The sequence below is a fragment of the Burkholderia sp. Bp8963 genome (genome assembly GCF_003854275.1).
Lineage (GTDB): Bacteria > Pseudomonadota > Gammaproteobacteria > Burkholderiales > Burkholderiaceae > Burkholderia.
In genome coordinates, this window is record NZ_QTQP01000053.1 from 15,124 (window position 1) to 38,009 (window position 22,886).

The window sequence follows — 22,886 nt, forward strand, 5'->3', positions numbered from 1 at the left end:
ACACAATGAAAAACATTCGTATCGAAAACGGCCTGCTGCGCATTGCGAAGCTCGCGGCGGCGAGCGGCCTGCTCGTGTCGCTGCTCGCCGCATGCGCGGTCGGCCCCGACTACAAGCGGCCGGACGTCGCGACGCCCGCCGCGTTCAAGGAAGCGCCCGTGCTCGCGCCGGGCGAGCAGGCCGGCACGTGGAAGACGGCGGAGCCGTCGGACGCCGCGCATCGCGGCGAATGGTGGACGGTGTTCGGCGACCCGGTGCTCGATTCGCTCGAGCAGCAGGCGCTCGCCGCGAACCAGAACCTGAAGGCCGCGGCGGCACGTGTCGAGGAAGCGCGCGCGGCGACCCGCTCGGCGCGTTCGCAGTGGTTCCCGCAGGTCGGCGTCGGCTTCGGGCCGACCCGCGAGGGACTGTCGTCGGCGTCGCAGCTCCAGCCGCAGGGCACGGGGCCGACGACCGCGACGCTGTGGCGCGCGCAGAGCACGGTGTCGTATGAAGCCGACCTGTTCGGCCGCGTGGGCCGCAACGTCGAAGCGTCGCGCGCGGACCAGGCGCAGAGCGAGGCGTTGTTCCGGTCGGTGCAGCTCGCGCTGCAGGCGGACGTTGCGCAGAACTACTTCGAACTGCGCCAGCTCGACTCCGATCAGGACCTGTACCGCCGCACGGTCGACCTGCGCCAGGAAGCGCTGAATCTCGTGCAGCGCCGCTTCAACGAGGGCGACATCAGCGAGCTCGACGTGTCGCGTGCGAAGAACGAGCTGGCGACTGCGCAGGCCGATGCGGTCGGCGTCGCGCGCCGCCGTGCGGCGTCCGAGCATGCGCTCGCGATCCTGCTCGGCAAGGCGCCCGCGGATTTCGCGTTCAAGCAGACGCCGATCGTGCCGGTCGGCGTGAAGCTCCCGCCGGGCCTGCCGTCCGCGCTGCTCGAACGGCGGCCGGACGTCGCGGCCGCCGAGCGCGCAATGGCCGCCGCGAACGCGCGCGTCGGCCTCGCGAAGTCCGCGTACTTCCCGAAGCTCGACATCACCGGTGCATTCGGCTATGAGGCAGCGACGCTCGGCAGCCTGTTCATGTGGTCGAGCCGCACGTTCCTGCTCGGGCCGTTCGCCGGTACCGCGCTGACGCTGCCGATCTTCGACGGCGGGCGGCGCGCGGCGGGCGTGCAGCAGGCGCGCGCGCAGTACGACGAGCAGGTCGCGAACTACCGGCAGCAGGTGCTCGTCGCGTTCCGCGAAGTCGAGGACAATCTGTCGGACCTGCGGCTGCTCGACGAGCAGATCCGCGCGCAGGACGCGGCCGTCAATGCGTCGCGCCGCGCCGCGACGCTGTCGCGCACGCAGTACCAGGAAGGCGAGGTCGCGTATCTCGACGTGATCGACAGCGAGCGCTCGGTGCTGCAGTCGCAGTTGCAGGCGAACCAGCTGACCGGCGCGCAGGCCGTGTCGACCGTCAACCTGATCCGCGCGCTTGGTGGCGGGTGGGGTGAGGCGCCGGCGGCGGTCGGCGATGTGGCGCACGGCAAGGAGAATGTGGCTGCGCGTTGAGTGAAGCGCAGCGTCGTGCGCGGCGATGCGGCGGGATGCATCGCCCGGATGTGCAGCGAACCCCGGCACGCGGCGTAAGCCTGCGTGGCCGGGGTTTTTTGTTTGGCGTGTGTTTCCGGGGGAGCATCGTGGCAAATCGACACCATCACCCTTATCGCCGACAATCGACGGCCCAGACTTGCGAGTGCGATATTCAGGTGTTCGGCGCGTATCCGTCCGCCCGGGTGTGGCTGCTTCGGGGCTTGGGGCATTGCGCGGCGGAAGCGTCGATCCGTGTGGTCCCCGGAATGCTTGCGTGGTTGCGTGCGGTCCTGCATGGACAGAGTCTGCGGAATCGGGTTGTCCTGAGGGCGGCTAAATGGATTTTGCCGCCACGCGTTCCAAGCGGCACGGACGGGAACGGAGCTGGCTCAGCGTGATCAGTTGGCAGCCGAAATCGTGTCGTTCGCACGAAGCACACTGTCGAAGTCGACGCCAACGCAAGGGCGTTGACCGCTTTGAAATGTGAATTCAATCGGGTGACAGGTTTCCGGAATCTTTGGCAATCCACCGCTTTCAGATAGACGAATGGACGTGAAAACGGAACACGATGTCACTGATGCCACAAAGGCATGCCCGATCCTGCTGCGCCACCGTCAGCGCACGGCCGAGATCCTCGCGTTCGAGCATCCCTCCGCGGGCTACAAATTGGTGAAGGGCACGATTGAGCGAGGGGAGTCCGCAAAGGACGCTGCCGTTCGTGAGCTCCGGGAGGAATCAGGAGTTCGGGACGCAGAGGTCATATCGGATCTCGGTAGCTGGAACGCTCCATACCAGGGGCAAATCTGGTCCTTCCAACTATGTGCAACACGGACGAAACTCCCTGATGAATGGAGATTCGAAACGACTGACGATGGCGGGCACGTCTTCAGATTGTTCTGGCATCCGCTGCATTCGAGTCTTCCCGAGCCGTGCCATGTCCTCTTTCGAGAAGCCTTGATAGAAGTACGAGGTCGAATCTCGAAGGAGATTCTGGACACGTTGTCGAGGCTACCAGACGATCGCTAAGGGCCGGCAAACGCCATCCATCCTCGCGAGTCTACGAAGCGCCATTTTCGCGCCAGCAACGTTCGGCGCACACAAGGCGTTCGCCGGCGAATGTAGGGGAGGCGAGCAGGCGAGGCAGACGATCCGCCCGCGCGATTACCCCGCGACGAACTCGTGCACGTACCGATTGAACACGCCCGGGCTCGCCGCATTCATCCCGTGCGATGCACCGGCGACGGTCTGCCGCTGCGCGTTGCCGATCCACTGCGCGAGCGTCTCGACGTTGTTGCGGAACATCTTCGGGCTGCGCTGCCCATCGATCAGCAGCGTGCGGCAGCGGATCTCCGCCGCCGTGTCGACCGAATACGCAGGCAGCGGATCGCGCAGCTGCTTCGGCAGCGTGCTCGCGTTGTCGATTGCCATCGTGCGGAAGCATGTCGTGCTCTTCTTCCACGCACCGGGGATGCTGACGGAATCGACGAACATCTCGAGCCCCGCATCGACGTCGCCGTTCTCGACGAGGCTCACGGCCTTCGTGCGCAGCGCGAGCGCGGCTGGCGGCAGCTTCGCTTCTTCACGCACGCTTTCCCGCTGCAGCGGGCCGCCCGGATCGGCAAGCGTCAGCGTGGCGACGAGCTCGGGATGATGGCGCGCGACGTTGAATGCCACGCTGCCGCCACGCGAATGGCCGACGAGGTGCACGGGGCCGAGGTCGAGCGCGTCGATGAATTCGGCGAGCTCGTCGACGTGGTTCTGCCAGCCGAACTCGTTCTGGATGCCGGCTTCGACGGCCGGCCAGTAATGGCTGAGACTCGGCGCAATGCAGCGGTAGTGCGCGGACAGCGACGCAAGCTGCGCATCCCAGTAGCGGTAGTCGCAGAGCGATCCGTGAACGAACACCATCGGTGCGCCCGTGCCCTTCTCGACATAAGGCAGGCTGATGCCTGACGACAGCGTCGCAAATTGCAGGTCGGGGTTCGCGAGCACCGAAGGCTCGATTCGCATGTTCATGACTGAAAAAACTCACAGGTGCGTCATCACGTCGCAACTATGCCCGACGGCGCAGCGTAAGGAAAACGCATAATTTTCATCGTATCGATCAATTTTATTGATGCCAACGCCGCTACCCCCTGTCGTTGAAAGGGCCTTCAGTTCGGTTTCGTATTTATCTGAGGATTGTGCGCGGCACGAACGACGGCGTTCAGCGTTCAGCGGACCGCGAACGCGGGCGCGGTGCGCGTGTCGACCGGCAGGTCGTTGTCGGTCGCGAACTGCATCGCGAATTCGAATGCATCGGGGCACACGGTCCGCAATTCGTGCGAGACGAACAGGCACTTCGCGCCACTGTCGACGATCGGCGTCGCGAGCCGCGTGAGCGCGCTCGGGCAGCCCGGCCGCTTCTCGCCGACAAAGAGCGTGATGACGCCCGCGAGCCGTTCGGGCCAGTCGCTCGGCCGAAACGTCTTGCGTGCATGCGTGATGCCGATGATCAGGTAGCCGTCGGTCCGGCCTTTCTCGGTTACGTCGATGCGGTCCATCCCTGTACGATCCTCGTTCGCGTTCGATTGGCAGCCGCGCGTGGCGGCGGCCTGCGATGTTCGACATGCGGGTGCGCGCGGCGGCGCATGCGGTCCGGCCGTGCGGCGCCGCGCGCCCGGCGTCTGCCAGGTGCGCGCTACGCCCGGCCGTGCGGGTTACGACTCGGCCCCGTCGGCCGTGCCGTCGCCGCGAGCGGGAATCCGCAGGTGGCGCAGCTTGTGATAGAGCGTTTTCTTCGGCATCCCGAGTTCGACGCTTGCGTCCGCAACGTTGCCGTTGTGCCGGCGCAGCATGTCCTCGATCAGCATGCGTTCGAAGTACGCGAGCTGTTCCGCGAGCGTGCCGCCGCTCGCGGCCGCGCCGCCGGCAGACAGCAGGCTGTCGCCGGTCAGCCCGAGCACGAAGCGGTCGGCGACGTTCTGCAGTTCGCGCACGTTGCCGGGCCACTGGTGCGTCATCAGTTCGGACACCTGCGCAGCGCTCACGATGGGCGCGGGCTGCCCGAAGCGGCGTGCGGCCGCGAGCACGAAGTGCTCGAACAGCAGCGGCACGTCCTCGCGCCGTTCGCGCAGCGGCGGCAGCTCGATCTGCGCGACGTTCAGCCGGTACAGCAGGTCCGCGCGGAAGCGTCCGTCGGACGCGAGTTCGGCGAGGTCGGCCTTCGTCGCGGCGACCACGCGGCAATCGACCGGAATCAGTTCGTTCGCCCCGAGCCGTTCGACCACGCGCTCCTGGAGCACGCGCAGCATCTTGATCTGCAGCGCGATCGGCATCGTCTCGATCTCGTCGAGGAACAGCGTGCCGCCGTGCGCCCACTCGATCTTGCCGATGCGCTTCTTGATCGCGCCCGTGAACGCGCCGGCCTCGTGGCCGAACAGCTCGCTTTCGAACACGTGTTCCGGCAGCCCGCCGCAGTTCAGCGCGACGAAATGCGCATCGCGCCGCCCGCCGAAATCGTGCAGGCTGCGTGCGATCAGCTCCTTGCCGGTGCCCGTCTCGCCGCTGATCAGCACCGACACCGACGTATCGGCGAGCCGCAGGATCTTCTTGCGGACGTCGGCCATCGCGGGTGACTTGCCGAGCACCAGCCCCTCGATGCCCTGCCAGTTGTGGAGCGCCGCACGCAGGCCCTGCACCTCGAGCGTCAGCCGGCGCTTCTCCACCGCGCGCGCGACGCGCCCGGCGATCACGTCGGACGAGAACGGCTTCTCGATGAAGTCGTACGCGCCGACCTGCATCGCGCCAACGGCCGTCGAGATGTCGGCGTGGCCGCTGATCAGCACGACCGGGATCTGCGCATCGACGGCCATCACGCGCTCGAGCAGCTGCAGCCCGTCGATGCCCGGCATCCGCACGTCCGACACGATCACGATCGGTGCACCGGGCGCGACATGCGCGAGCGCGTCGGCCGCCGACGCGAACGCGCTCACCGGAAACCCGGCGAGCGCGACGGCCTGCTCGACGCCGATCCGGACGTTTTCATCGTCCTCGACGACCAGCACCCGAATCTCATCTTCCATGCTCTGTCCTTTGCAGCGTGGCCGCTGCGAAATCGATACTGAACTGCGCGCCGCCGTCGTCGCGGTTGGCGGCGGCGATCTTCGCGCCGAACCCTTCGACGATCCGCGACGTGATCGCGAGCCCGAGCCCGAGGCCTTGCCCGCGCGGCTTGGTCGTCACGAACGGCTCGAACAGGTGCGCGAGCACGTCCGGCGCGATGCCGGCGCCGCTGTCGGCGATCGTGAAGCACACGCGGCCGTGCGGATCGGGTTCGCTCGCCTCGATGACGATCACGCGCGTCGCGGCGTCGCGCACGGCGTCGAGCGCGTTGCCGAGCAGGTTCACGATCACCTGCTGCAACTGGCTCGATTCCGCGTACACGGCCGCGCCGGGCGGAATCCGCACGTCGAGCCGCACGCCTTCGTCGCGGATCCGCGCTTCGTAGATGAGCCGCGCATGCGCGACCGCTTCGGCGAGCGATACCGCGACGCGCTCGACGTCCGGCTTGCGCGCGAACGTCTTCAGTTCGCCGGTCAGCACGGCCATGCTGTCGACGAGCCGGCCGATGCGTTCGAGGTTGGCGATCGCCTGCGCGGGCTGGTTGCGCTCGAAGAACGTGCGCGCGTTGTCGCACAGCGTGCGGATCGCGACGAGCGGCTGGTTCAGCTCGTGCGTGAGGCCCGCGGCCATCTGCCCGAGCACCGCGAGCTTGCCCGCGTGCACGACTTCCTGCTGCGAATCGCGCAGGCGCTGCTCGGTGCGCTCGCGTTCGACGATCTCCTGCTGCATGCGTTCGTTCGCGGCCGTCAGCGCGGCCGTGCGCTGCGCGACGGTCAGCTCGAGCTGGTCGTTCGCACGCCGCAGCGCATCCTGCGCATTGAGCCGCGCGGCGATCGTGCGGCGGCGCTGGATCGCGTAAGCGGCATAGAGCGCGGCGATCAGGAACGCGCCCGTCACGAACGCGAAGGCCATCTGCTGCTGGCGCCGCGCGCCGGCGACGTCGAGCAGCACCATCAGCGAATCGCCGGCCTGCGGCGCGGGCCGCGACATCACGAGATAGCGTGCGGTGCGTCCCGCGTGGCGCAGGTCGGGAAAGGTGCCGAGCCATGCGTGCGCGTTCCAGTCGCCGACGCGCCGATACGGCAGCACGTCGACCGTGCGGCCCGCGTATTGCCGCGATGCCTGGATCTCGCGCTGCTGCTGCGCGGTGATCGGCCGCAGCGCGGTGAACTTCCATTCGGGTTCGGTCGAGATCACGATCACGCCGTTGCCGTCGACGACCATCGCCGCGACGCCGGGCGCACGCCATGCCGATTCGAGCGCGTCGACACTGACCTTGACGGCTGTCGCGCCGAGCGTCACGCCGCCGTCACGGACCGCGCTCGCGAAGTAGAGCCCGGGAATACCGGTGTTGGTGCCGATGCCGAAGAAGCGGCCGCTGCCGTGCGCGAGTGCGTCCTTGAAGTAAGGGCGGTACGACACGTTGGTGCCGACGAAGCTGACCGGCTGGTTCCAGTTGCTCGCGGCGATCACCGAGCCCTGCAGGTCGATCACGTCGGCGGCACCGCTGCCGGCGTCGCGGTTGACGGCCTCGAGGTAGGTGTTGACCGTGTGCAGCAGGTCGGGCGTCGCATCACGCGTGGCTTTCAGCAGCGCGCGCACGCTGTCCTGGCGGGCGATCAGCGCGGGCATCGTCTCATAGCGCCCGAGCTCGCTCTTCAGGCTGGCCGCGTACAGGTCGAGCCGGTGCGCGCCGACTTCCTCGAGCCCGTCGATCGCGCGGTCCCACGCGAACTCGACCGCGGCGGCCGTCACGCCGACATACAGCGCGGCCGCCGCTGCCCACGCCCACCACGTCATTCCTTTGAAACGCTTCCGCACGTTCGCCCTCATCGATGCCCGTCGCCGGCCTGCCGCCAGCCCACCGAATGCGCGCGCCGCGCGCCGGACGAACCGGCGGCGGCGCGGTGCAGCACGCGGCCGTCGCGATGATACGCGCGGCGACGCGTCATCCGAGATGCGCGAGCAGGATCAGCGTCACCGTGACGACGATTGCGCCGCCGATGCGCGTCGCGATCTGCGCGAACGGCATCAGCTGCATCCGGTTCGCAGCGGTCAGGATCGCGACGTCGCCGGTGCCGCCTTGCCCGCTGTGGCACGCGTTCACGATGGCCGTGTCGATAGGGTACATCTTCAGCAAGCGGCCGACCACGAAGCCCGTGCCCATCAGCGTCGCCACCGTCGCGACGATCGTCACGACGTTGACCAGCGTGAACGCGGCGGTCAGCTTGTCCCAGGGCGTCATCGCGACGCCGATCGCGAACAGCAGCGGATAGGTGACGGCGGTCGAGAAGAACTTGTAGACGACGAACGCGCCTTCCTGCAGCGGCGGCGACACCGCGCGCGCGAGCTTCACGAGCACCGCGAGGAACAGCATCGCGACCGGTGCCGGCAGCCCGAACAGCTTGTGCGCCATCAGGCCGACGAGGTACAGCGTGATCGCCGTGATGCCGGCGCCTGCGATGTGCGTGACGTCGACGTGACCGCGGATCTCTTCGTTTTCCGGCGTCATGTCGCCGCTTTCGCCGACCTGCAGGCGGCCGTTGCCGGTCAGGTGCGGCAGGCGCTTGCCGAGCATGTCGAGCGCGCCGGACAGGATGATCGCGGTCAGGCTGCCGAGCATCACCGGCGGCAGCACGGCCGCGAACATCTCGCCCTGCGGCAGGTGCAGGATTTCCGAATAGCCGATCGACAGCGGGATCGCGCCTTCGCCGACGCCGCCCGCCATGATCGGCACGACGATGTACAGCAGCGTGTGGCGCGCGCCCAGGCCGAGCGCGGTGCCGACGGCGGTGCCGACGATCGCCGCGGCGACGGAGCCTGCCGCGAGCGGGATGAAGATCTTCAGGAAGCCCTGGATCAGCACGCGCCGGTCCATGCTCAGGATGCTGCCGACGATGATCGACGCGATGAACAGGTACAGGAAGTTGGTCGACTTCGTGAACTCGGTCGTCAGGTTCAGCACGGGCTTCGGCAGCACGTGATAGTAGGTCAGCGCGGACGGCACGAAGGTCGCGAAGATCGCCGCGGCGCCGATGTTGCGCAGCAGCGGCAGGCGCTTGCCGAGTTCCGCGCAGGTGAAGCCGAAGAACGCGAGCACGGCGATCGCCATCGAGATCTCGCCGGGCACCTTGCCGGTGACCGAGAAGCCGACGATCAGCGCGAGCAGGATGAAGTAGACCGGCAGCGGAATGATGCCGATGCGGATTTCCATCAGCTTCCACCAGCCTTCCGGCCAGAAACGGGTGCGGGAGGCGGAGCGGGGCTCGGCGATCGGCTCCGCGTGGATCGGGGTGGGGGTCGAGGTCTGCAAGACATGTCTCCTTGGATTTGGAATGCCGACGCCGCGTCGCGGTATCGCATGCCGGGTATTACGCAACGTCCGTGCCAGGCGCGATCTTGCGAGGAAACTTGTAATGCGTTGATTTGGCGGGGGTTTTCGTTGTCTGATGTTTGGGCGGCATCGGCGGCGTTCCGAAACTTCGGAATCCGCGTCGCGTGCAGGCCGAGATTTCGGCCATGCGCCGGGCCGCGCCATATCGCTGGCGGCGATTTTCTTCCCACAATCGCTTCGTAGACCGTCCTCCCGCCGCTCTCTATCATCGGCTGAACATTTCCTCAGGCATAAGTCTCTGTCCGGAGATCGCCCGCGCGTTCGCCGCGGCATCGCTCATGCCTCGCTACCGTCTTTAGACTGGAGAATCGCTTCCATGCAGCATCCCGTTTTTTCCGCGCGCGGCGCCGCGCGCTTCGTCCGGCTGCTGGCGGCAGCGCTCCTCGGCGCGACCCTGCTGGCCGGCGCGCGAGCCGAACCCGCACCGCTGAAGGTCGGCGTGGCGACGACCCCGCAGATCGACGCGCTGAGGATCGCCGCGAAAGAAGCGAAGGCGCAGGGCCTCGACGTGAAGATCATCGAGTTCACCGACTGGAATACGCCGAACGCGGCGCTCGCGAACAAGGACATCGACGTCAACTACTTCCAGCACATCCCGTTCCTCGAAAACGCGAAGAAGCAGGGCGGCTACAACTTCGTGTCGATCGCGCCGGGCACGATCATGAAGATCGGCCTCTATTCGAAGAAGGTGAAAAGCTTCGGCGAGCTGAAGGACGGCGCGAAGGTCGCGATCGCGAACGATCCCGTGAACGGCGGGCGCGGCTTGCTGCTGCTGCAGCGCGCGGGGCTCATCACGCTGACGCCGGGCATCGACTACCGCGCGACGACGCACGACATCGTATCGAACCCGAAGCACCTGAAGATCATCGCGCTCGAGGCATCGCAGCTCGCGCGTTCGCTCGACGACGTCGATCTCGCGCAGGGCTACCCGAGCTTCATCAAGCTTGCGGGCACGACCGACCCGAACAGCGCGCTGCTGTTCGACGGCACCGAGAACAAGAACTTCGCGCTGCAATGGGTCGTGCGGCCGGAGAGCGCGAACGACGCGCGCATCCGCAAGTTCATCGCGATCTACCAGCAATCGCCCGCGGTGCGCAAGGCGCTCGACAACGCGTTCGGCTCGCTTTACGCGATCGCGTGGTGACGGAGGCGCGCATGGCGAACAACAAGAAGATCCTGCTCAACGCGTTCAACATGAACTGCGTCGGGCACATCAATCATGGCCTGTGGACTCATCCGCGCGATCGCTCTGCGCACTACACCGATCTCGACTACTGGGCGGATCTCGCGAAGACGCTCGAGCGCGGCAAGTTCGACGGCATCTTCCTCGCGGACATCGTCGGCGTGTACGACGTGTTCGGCGGCGGCCCGGACGCCGCGCTGCGCGAATCGGTGCAGGTGCCCGTCAACGATCCGCTGCTGCTCGTGCCCGCGATGGCGCAGGTCACGCAGCATCTCGGCTTCGGCGTGACCGCGAACCTGACCTACGAGCCGCCGTACCTGTTCGCGCGGCGCATGTCGACGCTCGATCACCTGACCAAGGGCCGCGTCGGCTGGAACATCGTCACCGGCTATCTCGACAGCGCCGCGCGCGGGATGGGCCTCGCGCAGCAGATCGGCCACGACGACCGCTACGACCGCGCGGACGACTACCTGGAAGTCGTCTACAAGCTGTGGGAACAGAGCTGGGACGACGACGCGGTGATCCGCGACGCACAGGCGCGCGTGTTCGCGCAGCCGGGCAAGGTGCGGCGCGTGACACACGACGGGCCGTTCTATTCGCTCGATGCGATCCATCTGTGCGAGCCGTCGCCGCAGCGCACGCCGGTGCTGTACCAGGCCGGGTCGTCGGCGCGCGGCGTCGAGTTCGCGGGCCGGCATGCGGAGTGCGTGTTCGTGAACGGCCAGAGCAAGGCGGCCGCGCGCGCGGCGGTGCTCGACATCCGCACGGCGGCGGCGCGGCAGGGGCGCGATCCGGCGTCGATCAGGATTTTTGCGGGCGTGACCGTCGTCACTGCGGAGACCGAACTTCTCGCGCGCGAGAAATTCGACGAATACCGGCGCTACGCGAGCCCCGAGGCCGGCCTCGCGCATTTCGCGAGCTCGACCGGCATCGATTTCGCGAAGTACGGGCTCGACGAGCCGATCTCGTATGTGAAGACCGATTCGATCCAGTCCGCGGTCGACGCGATCTCGAAGAAGAGCACGAGCGGCGCGTGGACCGTGCGGCGGATGCTCGACCAGATGTCGCTCGGCGGCCGCTATCACCCGATCGTCGGCTCGCCGTCGCAGGTCGCGGACGAGCTGCAGGCGTGGATCGACGAGACCGGCATCGACGGCTTCAACCTGACGCGCACGGTGATGCCCGAGTCGTTCGAGGATTTCGTCGACTGGGTCGTGCCGGAACTGCAGAACCGCGGCGTGTACAAGGAAGACTACGATCGCGCGCCGACGCTGCGCGAGAAGCTGTTCGGCGCCGGCGCGCACCTGCCCGCGTGGCATGCGGGCGCGCGGCACCGGCCGGCGGCGGCTGCGCGCGAGCCCGTGCATGCATAAGCGCGAAGGAGCGATGCGATGACGCAATTTTTCGATACGCTGGGGTTCGTGGACACTTCGGTGGTCACGCCGGTCGACAAGTCGGTCGCCCCTTCTGCCGCGCCGGCCAGCTGTCACGCGCAAGTGCACGTGGCCGGGGCGCCGGCCACGGACGGCATTGCCGTCGCGCTGGAGCAGGTCGGCAAGGTGTTCGCGTCGCCGCGCGGGCAGGCCGCCGCATTGCGCGACGTGACGCTGAACGTGCAGCGCGGCGAGGTGTTCGGCATCATCGGCCGCAGCGGCGCGGGCAAGTCGACGCTGCTGCGGCTCGTCAACGGGCTGGAGAAGCCGACGTCGGGCCGCGTGCGCGTGCTGGGCATCGACGTCGGCGCGCTCGACGAGGACGGGCTCGTCGCGCTGCGCCGCCGCACCGGGATGGTGTTCCAGCATTTCAACCTGCTGTCTGCGAAGACGGTCGCCGAGAACGTCGCGCTGCCGCTGAAGATCGCGGGCGTGCCGAAGGCCGAGCGTGCGCGCAAGGTCGCGGCGCTGCTCGAGCTGGTCGGCCTCGCCGCAAAACATGACGCGTATCCGGTGAGCCTGTCCGGCGGCCAGAAGCAGCGCGTCGGCATCGCGCGCGCGCTCGTACACGACCCCGAGGTGCTGCTGTGCGACGAGGCGACGTCGGCGCTCGATCCGGAGACGACGCAGTCGATCCTCGCGCTGCTCGCCGACATCAATCGCCGCCTCGGCCTGACGGTCGTGCTGATCACGCACGAGATGGAAGTGATCCGCGCGGTGTGTGACACCGTCGCGGTGATCGAGCAGGGCGAGGTCGTCGAGACGGGCCCGGTGTGGCGCGTGTTCGGCGCGCCTCAGCACGGCGCGACGCGCGCGCTGCTCAGCACGCTGGTGCACGACCTGCCGGCCGAACTCGCCGCGCGCGTGCGGCCGCTGCCCGCGCATGCGGCGCTGCCCGACGGCGCGCAGGTCGTGCTCGACCTCCGCTATACGGGCGAGAGCGGTGGCGAGCCGGACGTCGGCGCGCTCGCGGCGGCGCTTGGCGGCTCGGTGCGGTTCCTGCACGGCGGCATCGAGCGCATCCAGGGGCGCGCGCAGGGCCGCCTCGTGATCGCGAGCACGCCCGACGCGGCCGATGCGCGCGCGCCCGGCGCGCTCGCCGCGCTGCTCGAACGCGTGCGCCGCCATGCGAACCACGCGGAGGTGCTCGGCTATGTTTGAGCTCTGGTGGCCCGAACTGCTCGACGCGATGCGCGACACGCTGTCGATGGTCGCGGCGTCGGCGGCGTTCGCCGCGCTGTTCGGCATCCCGCTTGCGGTGATCCTCGTGACGACCGCGCCGGGCGGCATCTACGAGCGGCGCGGCCTGAACGCGGCGCTCGGCGCGCTCGTCAACGTGTTCCGCTCGACGCCGTTCATCATCCTGCTCGTCGCGCTGCTGCCGTTCACGCGTGTGCTGATCGGCACGACGATCGGCGTGTGGGCGGCCGTCGTGCCGCTGTCGATCGCCGCGATTCCGTTCTTCGCGCGCGTTGCCGAGGTGAGCCTGCGCGAAGTGGATCGCGGGCTGATCGAGGCCGCGCTCGCGATGGGCGCGAAGCGCCGCCACATCGTGTGGCACGTGCTGCTGCCGGAGGCGCTGCCCGGCATGCTCGGCGGCTTCACGATCACCGTGGTCGCGCTGATCGGCTCGACCGCAATGGCGGGCGCGGTCGGCGCGGGCGGGCTCGGCGATCTCGCGATCCGCTACGGCTACCAGCGTTTCGATACCACCGTCATGGCGACCGTGATCGTGATCCTGATCGCGCTCGTCTCGGCCGTGCAAGTCACGGGCGATCGCCTGGCCCGACGACTGGCCAGGCGCACCTGAGCGGGCGCCACGAGCGCTCGCTATCCTAATCAACGATCCTGAGAGACCGAATCATCATGACTTTGCCCATCGGCGCACCGCGCGAGTGGAACGCCCAGTTCGAGGAAGCGCTGTTCCTGGACGTCGCGCGTCGCCATCGCCCCGATTTTCCGGCCAAGCTCGCCGTGCCGCCGCGCGAACCGCGCAACGCGGACGAGCTGGCCGCCGTTGCGGACTACTACACGAAGATGGCGTCGCACGACCTGTTCATCGTGCAGGTCGTCGCGAAGGCGATCGACACGCTGTTCCGCGACGATCCGCATTTCCAGCTGATCCTGTCGCGCCAGCTCGGCGACGACGGTGCGCATGCGGTGATCGGCCGCGAGCGCGTGACCGAGCTGACCGGGCGCGATCCGCTGCCGGAGATCGACGCGCTCGTGGCCGCGCACTGGGCGCGCGTCGGCGATTTGCCGGTGCGCGACCTCGCGGGCTTTCTCGCGTTCGAATGGCATTACGAGCTGCACATCCTCGCGAAGCTGTGGATCCAGCGCAAGACTGGCCGGATCGCCGATGGCGCGATGCGCGAGCACGGCGAGAACCGCATCCGTCCCGACGAGGAATGGCATCGCGTGCAGATCGTGCAATGGTGGTTCGAGAAGCTGGCCGCGTTGCCGGCGGCCGAGCGTGAAGCGCTGATCGACCGCGTGATCGCGGCCGACGAGGAAACGCAGCGCCGGCTCGACGGCTATCTGCATGACGAATACGCGCACACCGCGGAGGTGTTCGGCGCGGATATCGCCGACTATCGCGCGATCTACGACGAGTGGCGCCGCGAGATCCTCGCACGGCTGACCGGGCGGCCGGCGCTCGCGCCGCTCGTGCCGTTGACGGGCGAGACGGCCGACCAGGAGGCCGTCGCATGAACGATCCGCGCGGTCCAGCGACGTTCGCTCCGGAAGCAGTCATTCCTGAGGCGGTCATTCGTGATGCGGTCGTCCGGGAAACGGTCGAGCCGGAGGCGGTTGTCCCGGAGGCAGTCGTCCGGGAAACGGTCGACCCGGAGGCGGTTGTCCCGGAAGCGATCGTCCGGGATACCGGCGCGACGGCATTCGACTCGGATGCGCTGGCGCGGCTCATCGACGCGCTGCGCAGCACCGCCGCAGCGCGCGATCGCGCGGGCGGTCACGCCGCGCAGGAGAAGCAGTGGCTCGCCGATGCGGGCCTGCTGACGCTCGCGGTGTCGCGCGCGTTCGGCGGGCAGCAAGCCACATGGCCCGCGATCTACGACGCGATCCGGCAGATCGCGCGCGTCGACAGCGCGCTCGCGCATCTGGTCGGCTTCCAGTGCCTGCAGGTGGTGAGCGTCGATGTGTGGGGCAGCCCCGCGCAGCGCGAGCGCTATCTGCGTGGCACGGTAGAGCAGCGCTGGTGGTGGGGCAATGCGGTCAACCCGCTCGACACGCGGCTCGTCGCGACCGCGACGCCCGACGGCGGCTACCGGCTCGACGGCGTGAAAGGCTTCTGCTCGGGCACGCGCGGCTCGCAGCGGATGACGGTCTCCGCGCATGATCCGGCGATCGGCCGTACGGTGTTCGGCGTCGTGCCGACCGACCGCGCGGGCATTACCGTGAACGAAGACTGGGACCCGATCGGCCAGCGCCAGACCGACAGCGGCAGCGTGACGTTCGACGGCGTGACGCTCGCGCCGGACGAGATACTGCATCGCTCGGAAGCGCCGCCGACGCCGCGCGCAACGCTGCGCACGCTGGTGTCGCAGCTCGTGCTGACGAACCTGTTCGTCGGGCTCGCGGAAGGCGCGCTGGCCGAAGCGCGCGAGTATGTGTTGAAGCACGGGCGGCCGTGGATTCATGCGGGCGTCGAGCGTGCGAGCGACGATCCCTATACGCTGCAGCGCTTCGGCGACATGCGCGTGCAGGCGGTGGCCGCCGCGGCGCTTGCCGATCGCGCGGCCGAAGCGTTGCAGCGCGCATGGACGCTGCACGATGCGCTGACGGCGGACGGGCGTGCCGAAGTCGCGCTGGCCGTGTCCGAAGCGAAGATCGTCGCGCAGCGCGCGGCGCTCGCGAACGGCGAAGCGCTGTTCGACGCGTGCGGCGCGCGCGCGACGGCCGGGTCGCTCGGGCTCGACCGGTTCTGGCGGAATGCACGCACGCATACGCTGCACGATCCGCTCGATTATCGGCTGCGGGATGTCGGGCGGTTTGCGTTGACGGGGGAACTGCCGCAGGCGTCGCTGTATACGTGACTACGTGACGAGGCGGCCGCCGATCCTTCACGTGTCGCGATGCCGCAATTCGACCCGTTTGATGTCCTTCACGATCACGAGATAGCTCAGCACCGTGACGAGCGCATTGAGCCCGACGAACACGAGCGCGCCGTTGAACGAGCCGCTCGCGCTGACGAGGTAGCCGATCGCGATCGGCGCGACGATCCCCGCCGTGTTGCCGAACATGTTGAACAGGCTGCCCGACAGGCCGATCGCCTCTTTCGGCGCCGTATCCGCGACGACCGCCCAGCCGAGCGAGCCGATACCCTTACCGAAGAACGACAGCGCCATCAGCGCGATCACGAGCGCTTCGCTGTCGACGTAGTTGCAGCCGATGATGGCCATCGACAGCAGCATCCCGCCGACGATCGGGATCTTGCGCGCGAGCGTCAGCGACACGCCGCGGCGGATCAGCCCGTCCGACAGCATCCCGCCCAGCACGCCGCCGAGGAACCCGCAGATCGCGGGCAGCGACGTCATGAAGCCGGCCTTCAGCAGCGACATCCCGCGCGCCTGCACGAGGTAGATCGGGAACCACGTAAGGAAGAAATACGTGAGCACGTTCACGCAGTACTGACCGAGATAGACGCCGATCAGCATCCGGTTCGACAGCAGTTGCCGCACGTAATGCCAGCCCGCGACCCGGTTGCCCTCGGACGGCGCGTCCTTGCTGCGCGTGCCCGTGCCTGTGCCCATGCCCGTGCGCACGAGGCCGCCCCCCTGCTCGATGTGTTCGAGTTCCGCGCGGTTCACCGCCGGATGATCGGCCGGATCCTTCATGACGCGCAGCCACAGCAGCGCGAGCGCGATGCCGGCGATGCCGAGCAACAGGTACACGTGATGCCAGCCGTATGCGTGCGTGAGCCACGCCATCAACGGCGAGAACACGACCGCCGCGAAATACTGCGCGGCGTTGAAGATCGCCGACGCGGTGCCGCGCTCGGCGGTCGGGAACCAGCTCGCGACGACCTTCGCGTTCGCGGGGAACGCGGGCGCTTCCGCGATGCCGACCGCGAAGCGCATCGCGAACAGCGCGACGACCGCGAACGCGGCGCTGCCGCCGAGTCCGATCGTGCTCTGCAGCAGCGTGAACGCCGACCACAGGAAAATGCTGCCCGCATAGACGCGCCGCGCGCCGAAGCGGTCGAGCAGCCAGCCGCTCGGCAGCTGCGCGAGCACGTACGCCCAGCTGAACGCTGAGAAGATGTAGCCCATCGTCACCGGGTCGATGCCGAATGCCTTGCGGATCGGCGTGCCGGTGATCGACAGCGTCGCGCGGTCCGCATAGTTGAGTGTCGTGACGACGAACAGCATCGCGAGGATCCCGTAACGCACGGCGCTGCGGCGCGCGGCTCGGGCCAGGTCGATCGGGAGATCGCGGGAGGAGGTCTGATTAGGCACTTTAATGTACGTCGTCATATGACATGATGCGGAGTTTAGTGACGACAATCGTGGTGATGTAACTCGGGTTTTCCCTCTTGTCAGCGTCGAATTGGCTCGAAAATGCTGGGAATGGCAATGCTGGAGCGAATTCGTGCGGATTGGATGGTTCGACGCACGTAGTTCGCGCGTTAAAATCTACTCAGCAGACATCGTATCTGCTGGGCTACAATGAGCGACCTCTTTCCGAATTCCCGAACCACGGAGCACACCCCATGCAACTGACAGGTGAGATGCTGATTGGCGCCGATGCAGTTTACGGCTCGGCCGGTACATTGCGCGCATTCGACCCGACGCAGGGCGCGCAGATCGATGCGCCGGCGTTCGGCGTCGGCGAGCTGGCCGACGTCGAGCGTGCGTGCGAGCTCGCGCGCGACGCGTTCGACGCGTACCGCGCGCAGCCGCTGGCCGCGCGTGCCGCGTTCCTCGAAGCGATCGCCGACGAGATCGTCGCGCTCGGCGACGCGCTGATCGAGCGCGCGCACGCCGAGACGGGGCTGCCCGTCGCGCGCCTGCAAGGCGAGCGCGGCCGCACGGTCGGTCAGTTGCGCCTGTTCGCGCGGGTCGTGCGCGACGGCCGTTTCCTGGCCGCGTCGATCGACCCTGCGCAGCCGGCGCGCATGCCGCTGCCGCGCGCCGACCTGCGGTTGCAGAAGATCGCGCTCGGGCCGGTCGCCGTGTTCGGCGCGAGCAATTTCCCGCTCGCGTTCTCGGTTGCCGGCGGCGACACCGCGTCGGCCCTCGCGGCCGGCTGTCCGGTGATCGTGAAGGCGCACGAGGCGCACCTCGGCACGTCCGAGCTGGTCGGCCGCGCGATCTGCGCCGCTGTCACGACATGCGGGATGCCGGCCGGCGTGTTCTCGCTGCTGATCGGGCCGGGCCGCGTGGTCGGCGCGGCGCTCGTCAGCCATCCGGCGATCCAGGCGGTCGGCTTCACCGGTTCGCGGCAGGGCGGCGTCGCGCTGACGCAGCTCGCGAACGCGCGCCCGCAGCCGATTCCCGTCTATGCGGAAATGAGCAGCATCAACCCGGTGCTGCTGTTCCCGGCCGCGCTCGCGGCGCGCGCCGAGTCGCTCGCGACGGGCTTCGTCGATTCGCTGACGCTCGGCGTTGGCCAGTTCTGCACGAACCCGGGGCTCGTGCTCGCGGTCGACGGTCCGGATCTCGACCGTTTCGAAGCGGCCGCCGCGCAGGCGCTCGCGGCGAAGCCGGCGGGCGTGATGCTGACGCGCGGGATCGCCGATGCGTACCGCAATGGCCGAGGCCGGCTCGCCGAGCTGCCGGGCGTGCGCCAGCTCGGCGCGGGCGGCGCGGCGCAGGGTGCGTGCGATGTGAGCGGCGCGTTGTTCGAGGTCGGTGCGCAGGCGTTTCTGGCCGAGCCGGCGTTCGGCCATGAAGTGTTCGGGCCGTCGTCGCTGATCGTGCGCTGCCGCGATCTCGACGAGGTGGCACGCGTGCTCGACGCGCTCGAGGGCCAGCTGACGGCGACGTTGCAGATGGATGCGGCTGACAAGCCGCTCGCGCGCCGGCTGCTGCCGGTCCTGGAGCGCAAGGCTGGGCGTCTGCTGGTCAACGCGTTCCCGACGGGCGTCGAGGTGTGCGATGCGATGGTGCACGGCGGGCCGTTCCCGGCGACGTCGAATCCGGCGGTGACGTCGGTCGGTGCGACCGCGATCGACCGCTTCCTGCGGCCGGTGTGCTATCAGGACTTCCCGGACGACCTGCTGCCGGAGGGGCTGCAGGAAGCGAATCCGTTGGGGATTCCGCGTTTGCGTGACGGCAGCGGGGAGTGAGTGCGGTGGCCCGGCCGCGCATGCGGCGGGCCAGTTTGTCTTCGAGGGATCTGAAGGCGGAAACGGCCGGGTGGCCGCTCTCGCCAGTTTCATGGATCACGCACGAACGCAAGCAGCCCGATCGGCCAGGCTGCTTGCGCGATTGAGCGTCCCTCATCAGGCAGCCGCCAGCCCGGCCGCCTGACACCGCCGTTTACTGCGGCCCCATCTTCCTGATCAGCGCATCGAGCTGCGCCACTTCCTCGTCGTTCAGGTCGACGAGCGGCGCACGCACGGGGCCCGCGTCGTGGCCGACGAGCTTCGCGCCCGCCTTGACGATGCTGACCGCGTAGCCCGCGCGGCGGTTGCGGATCTGCAGATACGGCAGGAAGAACTCGTCGATCAGCCGGCCGACCGTCGCGTGATCGTCCTTCGCGATCGCTTCGTAGAACGCCATCGCCGTCTTCGGAATGAAATTGAACACGGCCGACGAATACACGGGCACGCCGAGCGCCTTGTAGGCCGCCGCGTAGACTTCGGCGGTCGGCAGGCCGCCGAGGTACGAAAAACGGTCGCCGAGACGGCGGCGGATCGTGACCATGCTTTCGATGTCGCCGACACCATCCTTGAAGCCGATCAGGTTCGGGCAGCGGTCGGCAAGACGCTCGAGCATCTCCGCGTTCAGCTTCGAATTCGCGCGGTTGTACACGACGACGCCGATCTTCAGTGCGCTGCACACCTGCTCGACGTGCTCGGCGATACCTTCCTGGCTCGCTTCGGTCAGGTAATGCGGCATCAGCAGGATGCCGCTCGCGCCGAGGCGCTCGGCTTCCTGCGCGTATTCGATCGCGACACGCGTCGCGCCGCCCGCACCGGCCAGGATCGGCACCTTGCCCTTGCAGGTCTCGGTCGCGACCCGGATCACGTCCGAATATTCACGCTGCGTGAGCGAGAAGAATTCGCCCGTGCCGCCGGCGGCGAACAGCGCGGTCGCGCCGTATGGCGCGAGCCATTCGAGGCGCTCGGCGTAGGTGGACGGGCGGAAGTTGCCTGCTGCGTCGAAGTCCGTCAGTGGAAACGACAGCAGGCCGTGCGAAATGATCTGTTTGAGTTCTTGCGGAGAAGTCATGGTTGGGTCGTCCGTCTAGCGCGAGTGCTGGGTTCGTAGGGAACGGCATGAGAGCCATGAGTGGCGATGTCGTTGTATGTCATCGTACAACGTGAGGTTGAGCGAAGCAAGCGGTTTGCTGTCATCGCCAGAGTAGGGTCTTTACCGATGAGGGTTTACGAATAATACGCCGGTCCGGCTCAATGTTGTATGATGACTAACGATTAGGACGGTAGCCCCAGGAATTGCGATGACTGTTTCCCCTCTTTACATCCGCGTGCATCCGGACGACAACGTCGCGATCGTCGTCAACGACGGCGGCTTGCCCGAAGGCGCGACTTTCGCCGACGGGCTGACGCTGCGCGAAGCCGTGCCGCAGGGTCACAAGGTTGCGCTGACCGATCTCGCGGCCGGCGACCCGGTGATTCGCTACAACGTCGTGATCGGCTACGCGCTGACCGACCTGCGGCGCGGCAGCTGGGTCAACGAGCGCACGATGCGCATGCCCGAGCCGCCGGGGCTCGACGACTTGCCGCTCGCAACCCGCCGCGCACCGCCGCTGCCGCCGCTCGAAGGCTACACGTTCGAGGGCTTTCGCAATCCCGACGGCTCGGTCGGCACGCGCAACATCCTCGCGATCACGACGACCGTGCAGTGCGTGCAGGGCGTCGTCGAGCATGCGGTGAAGCGGATCAAGGCCGAGCTGCTGCTGCGCTATCCGAACGTTGACGATGTGGTCGGGCTCGAGCACACGTATGGTTGCGGCGTCGCGATCGATGCGCCGGACGCCGAGATCCCGATCCGCACGCTGCGCAACATCAGCCTGAACCCGAACTTCGGCGGCGAGGTGATGACGGTGAGCCTCGGCTGCGAAAAGCTGCAGCCGGACCGTCTGCTGCCGCCGGGCACGATTCCGGTCGCGACCGGCCACGGGCCGGGCGGCAACGGTGATAGCGGTAGCAATGGCGGCGTCGTGTGCCTGCAGGATGCCGCGCACGTCGGCTTCAACTCGATGATCGACTCGATCATGAAGATGGCCGAGTCGCATCTGGAGCGGCTGAACTGCCGCCGCCGCGAGACCTGTCCCGCGTCGGACCTCGTGGTTGGCGTGCAGTGCGGCGGCAGCGACGCGTTCTCGGGGCTGACCGCGAACCCGGCGGTCGGCTTTGCCGCGGACCTGCTCGTGCGCGCCGGCGCGACGATCATGTTCTCCGAGGTGACCGAAGTGCGCGACGGCGTCGCGCAGCTCACGTCACGCGCGGCGAACGAGGACGTCGCGCGCGCGATCATCCGCGAGATGGACTGGTACGACCGCTATCTGCAGCGCGGCCGCGTCGACCGCAGCGCGAACACGACACCCGGCAACAAGAAGGGTGGCCTGTCGAACATCGTCGAGAAGGCGATGGGCTCGATCGTGAAATCGGGCAGCGCGCCGATTGCCGGCGTCGTGCCGCCGGGCGAGCGCGCGCGGCAAAAGGGGCTGCTGTATGCGGCGACGCCCGCGAGCGATTTCATCTGCGGCACGCTGCAGCTTGCCGCGGGGATGAACCTGCACGTGTTCACGACCGGCCGCGGCACGCCGTACGGCCTCGCGCAGGTGCCGGTGATCAAGGTCGCGACGCGCAGCGATCTCGCGCGCCGCTGGCACGACCTGATGGATCTCGACGCCGGACAGATCGCGACCGGCGCGGCGACGATCGAGGATGTCGGCTGGGAACTGTTCCGGCTGATGCTCGACGTCGCGAGCGGCAAGCGCCGCACGTGGGCCGAGCAATGGAAGCTCGCGAACGCGCTGACGCTGTTCAATCCGGCGCCGGTGACCTGACACGCGGGCGATCGGACGGTCGATCGGCAAGCGGGCGCCCTCGGGGCGCCCGGATTCGTTTGGGGCGCGCGATTTGCGAAGAATGCTTGCTTCGAGCCGGGGCTGCCGGGATCCTGTAACGTTATGCCGTTCGTTCACGATCCCGGAGACCTGCCGACATGCTGAAGAACCTCGACCCGCTGCTCAACGCCGACAAAAGGCGTGCTGTTGAGCGATGCGCGCTAAACACGCGCGCTGAGCGCGCCGGTGCGGCATTCCGCATTCCATTCATTTCGTTGTCCGGAATCGTGCCGTCGGCGGCTGTGTAAAGATTTGCTACATCCCTTGGATGCGCCGGAAAGTGCCTCTATGCTGGCGCATTTGCCGGGCCCCGCAGGCCCGGAAAGCCGCACGGGCACGATCCGCGCGGCCGGCCGAACTGAAACGAGGAGAAAGGCATGACGCGTTCCGTCGATTCCGGCGTCATTTTTTTTGCGCGTCTCGCGCTGGCGGCGCTGTTTCTGTGGGGCGGCGTGATGAAGCTGCTCGGCTACGGTGATTTCGTCGGCTATCTGCGCGGCTTGAACGTGGCATTCCCGCAGTTCATTGCGCCGGCCGTCGTCGCGATCGAAGGGCTCGGCGCGCTGCTGCTGATCGTCGGCTACAAGGTGAAACCGCTCGCGTTGCTGATGGCGTTCTACACGCTCGCGACCGCGGTGATCGGGCACAATTTCTGGGACGCGACAAGCTCCGCCGTCCAGCACGAGATGGTGATCCATTTCTGGAAGAACGTCGCGATCGCCGGCGGCTTCCTGCTGCTGTACGTGACCGGCGCGGGCGGCGCGAGCATTGACGGGATGCGCCGGACGAGTTCGTCGTACGGGGGCCTGCGCTGAGCGCGCGTCGTCCGCCGAACCGCCGCTGACGCAAAACAAAGGGCCGAATCCCGCGACGTGCGGGATTCGGCCCTTCGTTCATGGATCGCACGCGCGTGGCGCATGCGTCCGGTC

19 protein-coding genes are annotated in these 22,886 nt (G+C 67.8%); 12 read left to right on the plus strand and 7 right to left on the minus strand.

Annotation, left to right across the window (positions count from 1 at the left end; translation table 11 throughout):
- Positions 1–5: 5 nt before the first annotated feature.
- Positions 6–1,541, plus strand: coding sequence for a multidrug efflux transporter outer membrane subunit OpcM (gene opcM, locus DID96_RS30640; RefSeq protein WP_124602971.1), 1,536 nt, complete (start codon positions 6–8; stop codon positions 1,539–1,541).
- A gap of 567 nt (positions 1,542–2,108) precedes the next feature.
- A complete protein-coding gene (locus tag DID96_RS30645; protein ID WP_185732416.1) occupies positions 2,109–2,588 on the plus strand; it encodes an NUDIX domain-containing protein in 480 nt (159 codons plus the stop codon).
- Between the two features lie 135 nt (positions 2,589–2,723).
- Here DID96_RS30645 and DID96_RS30650 read toward each other — a convergent pair whose 3' ends face one another.
- From DID96_RS30650 to DID96_RS30670, 5 genes are all read right to left on the minus strand, one after another.
- Complete coding sequence (locus tag DID96_RS30650; RefSeq protein ID WP_124602973.1) at positions 2,724–3,578, minus strand: alpha/beta fold hydrolase; 855 nt, start codon at positions 3,576–3,578, stop codon at positions 2,724–2,726.
- Between the two features lie 197 nt (positions 3,579–3,775).
- On the minus strand, positions 3,776–4,105 hold the full coding sequence (locus DID96_RS30655; protein ID WP_124602974.1) for a DUF3579 domain-containing protein: 330 nt from the start codon (positions 4,103–4,105) through the stop codon (positions 3,776–3,778).
- Between the two features lie 156 nt (positions 4,106–4,261).
- Positions 4,262–5,626 carry a sigma-54 dependent transcriptional regulator gene (locus DID96_RS30660; protein WP_124602975.1) on the minus strand — a complete coding sequence of 455 codons (1,365 nt, stop codon included), beginning with the start codon at positions 5,624–5,626 and terminating at the stop codon, positions 4,262–4,264.
- The gene (locus tag DID96_RS30665; RefSeq protein WP_124602976.1) at positions 5,616–7,499 is read right to left on the minus strand and encodes an ATP-binding protein; all 1,884 of its coding nucleotides are present in this window, start codon (positions 7,497–7,499) and stop codon (positions 5,616–5,618) included. Before DID96_RS30665 ends, DID96_RS30660 begins: the two co-directional genes overlap by 11 nt.
- Positions 7,500–7,614: 115 nt before the next feature.
- Complete coding sequence (locus tag DID96_RS30670) at positions 7,615–8,979, minus strand: 2-hydroxycarboxylate transporter family protein (RefSeq protein ID WP_124602977.1); 1,365 nt, start codon at positions 8,977–8,979, stop codon at positions 7,615–7,617.
- 397 nt (positions 8,980–9,376) lie between these two features.
- Between DID96_RS30670 and DID96_RS30680 the strand changes: the two genes are divergently transcribed.
- The 6 genes from DID96_RS30680 to DID96_RS30710 are packed head-to-tail and all read left to right on the plus strand — an operon-like array spanning position 9,377 to position 15,731.
- Positions 9,377–10,204, plus strand: a complete 828-nt coding sequence (locus DID96_RS30680; RefSeq protein ID WP_124602979.1) for a MetQ/NlpA family ABC transporter substrate-binding protein — start codon at positions 9,377–9,379, stop codon at positions 10,202–10,204.
- Positions 10,205–10,215: 11 nt separating this feature from the next.
- Positions 10,216–11,616 (plus strand): LLM class flavin-dependent oxidoreductase, encoded by a 1,401-nt coding sequence (locus DID96_RS30685; protein ID WP_124602980.1) that lies wholly within the window; start codon positions 10,216–10,218, stop codon positions 11,614–11,616.
- An 18-nt stretch (positions 11,617–11,634) separates the two neighbouring features.
- On the plus strand, positions 11,635–12,837 hold the full coding sequence (locus DID96_RS30690; protein WP_124602981.1) for a methionine ABC transporter ATP-binding protein: 1,203 nt from the start codon (positions 11,635–11,637) through the stop codon (positions 12,835–12,837).
- Positions 12,830–13,486 carry a methionine ABC transporter permease gene (locus DID96_RS30695; protein WP_124602982.1) on the plus strand — a complete coding sequence of 219 codons (657 nt, stop codon included), beginning with the start codon at positions 12,830–12,832 and terminating at the stop codon, positions 13,484–13,486. Before DID96_RS30690 ends, DID96_RS30695 begins: the two co-directional genes overlap by 8 nt.
- Before the next feature lie 56 nt (positions 13,487–13,542).
- Positions 13,543–14,388, plus strand: coding sequence for a hypothetical protein (locus tag DID96_RS30700; RefSeq protein ID WP_124602983.1), 846 nt, complete (start codon positions 13,543–13,545; stop codon positions 14,386–14,388).
- The gene (locus tag DID96_RS30710; RefSeq protein WP_260464051.1) at positions 14,385–15,731 is read left to right on the plus strand and encodes an acyl-CoA dehydrogenase family protein; all 1,347 of its coding nucleotides are present in this window, start codon (positions 14,385–14,387) and stop codon (positions 15,729–15,731) included. The genes DID96_RS30700 and DID96_RS30710 overlap by 4 nt, the downstream gene beginning before the upstream one ends.
- Positions 15,732–15,758: 27 nt before the next feature.
- Here DID96_RS30710 and DID96_RS30715 read toward each other — a convergent pair whose 3' ends face one another.
- Positions 15,759–17,153, minus strand: coding sequence for an MFS transporter (locus DID96_RS30715; RefSeq protein ID WP_124602999.1), 1,395 nt, complete (start codon positions 17,151–17,153; stop codon positions 15,759–15,761).
- Between the two features lie 254 nt (positions 17,154–17,407).
- Here DID96_RS30715 and DID96_RS30720 point away from each other — a divergent pair, with 254 nt between their 5' ends.
- Positions 17,408–18,985, plus strand: a complete 1,578-nt coding sequence (locus DID96_RS30720) for an aldehyde dehydrogenase (NADP(+)) (protein ID WP_124602984.1) — start codon at positions 17,408–17,410, stop codon at positions 18,983–18,985.
- 193 nt (positions 18,986–19,178) lie between these two features.
- Here the strand turns inward: DID96_RS30720 and kdgD are convergent, their stop codons facing one another.
- Positions 19,179–20,093: a 5-dehydro-4-deoxyglucarate dehydratase gene (gene kdgD, locus DID96_RS30725; RefSeq protein WP_124602985.1), complete on the minus strand. Its 915-nt coding sequence runs from the start codon at positions 20,091–20,093 to the stop codon at positions 19,179–19,181.
- Between the two features lie 229 nt (positions 20,094–20,322).
- Here kdgD and garD point away from each other — a divergent pair, with 229 nt between their 5' ends.
- From garD to DID96_RS30735, 3 genes are all read left to right on the plus strand, one after another.
- Positions 20,323–21,897: a galactarate dehydratase gene (garD, locus tag DID96_RS30730; RefSeq protein WP_124602986.1), complete on the plus strand. Its 1,575-nt coding sequence runs from the start codon at positions 20,323–20,325 to the stop codon at positions 21,895–21,897.
- A 158-nt stretch (positions 21,898–22,055) separates the two neighbouring features.
- Complete coding sequence (locus DID96_RS38490; RefSeq protein ID WP_185732417.1) at positions 22,056–22,205, plus strand: hypothetical protein; 150 nt, start codon at positions 22,056–22,058, stop codon at positions 22,203–22,205.
- A gap of 129 nt (positions 22,206–22,334) precedes the next feature.
- Entirely contained in the window at positions 22,335–22,772 is a 438-nt protein-coding gene (locus DID96_RS30735; RefSeq protein WP_124602987.1) for a DoxX family protein, read from the plus strand.
- Positions 22,773–22,886: the final 114 nt, after the last annotated feature.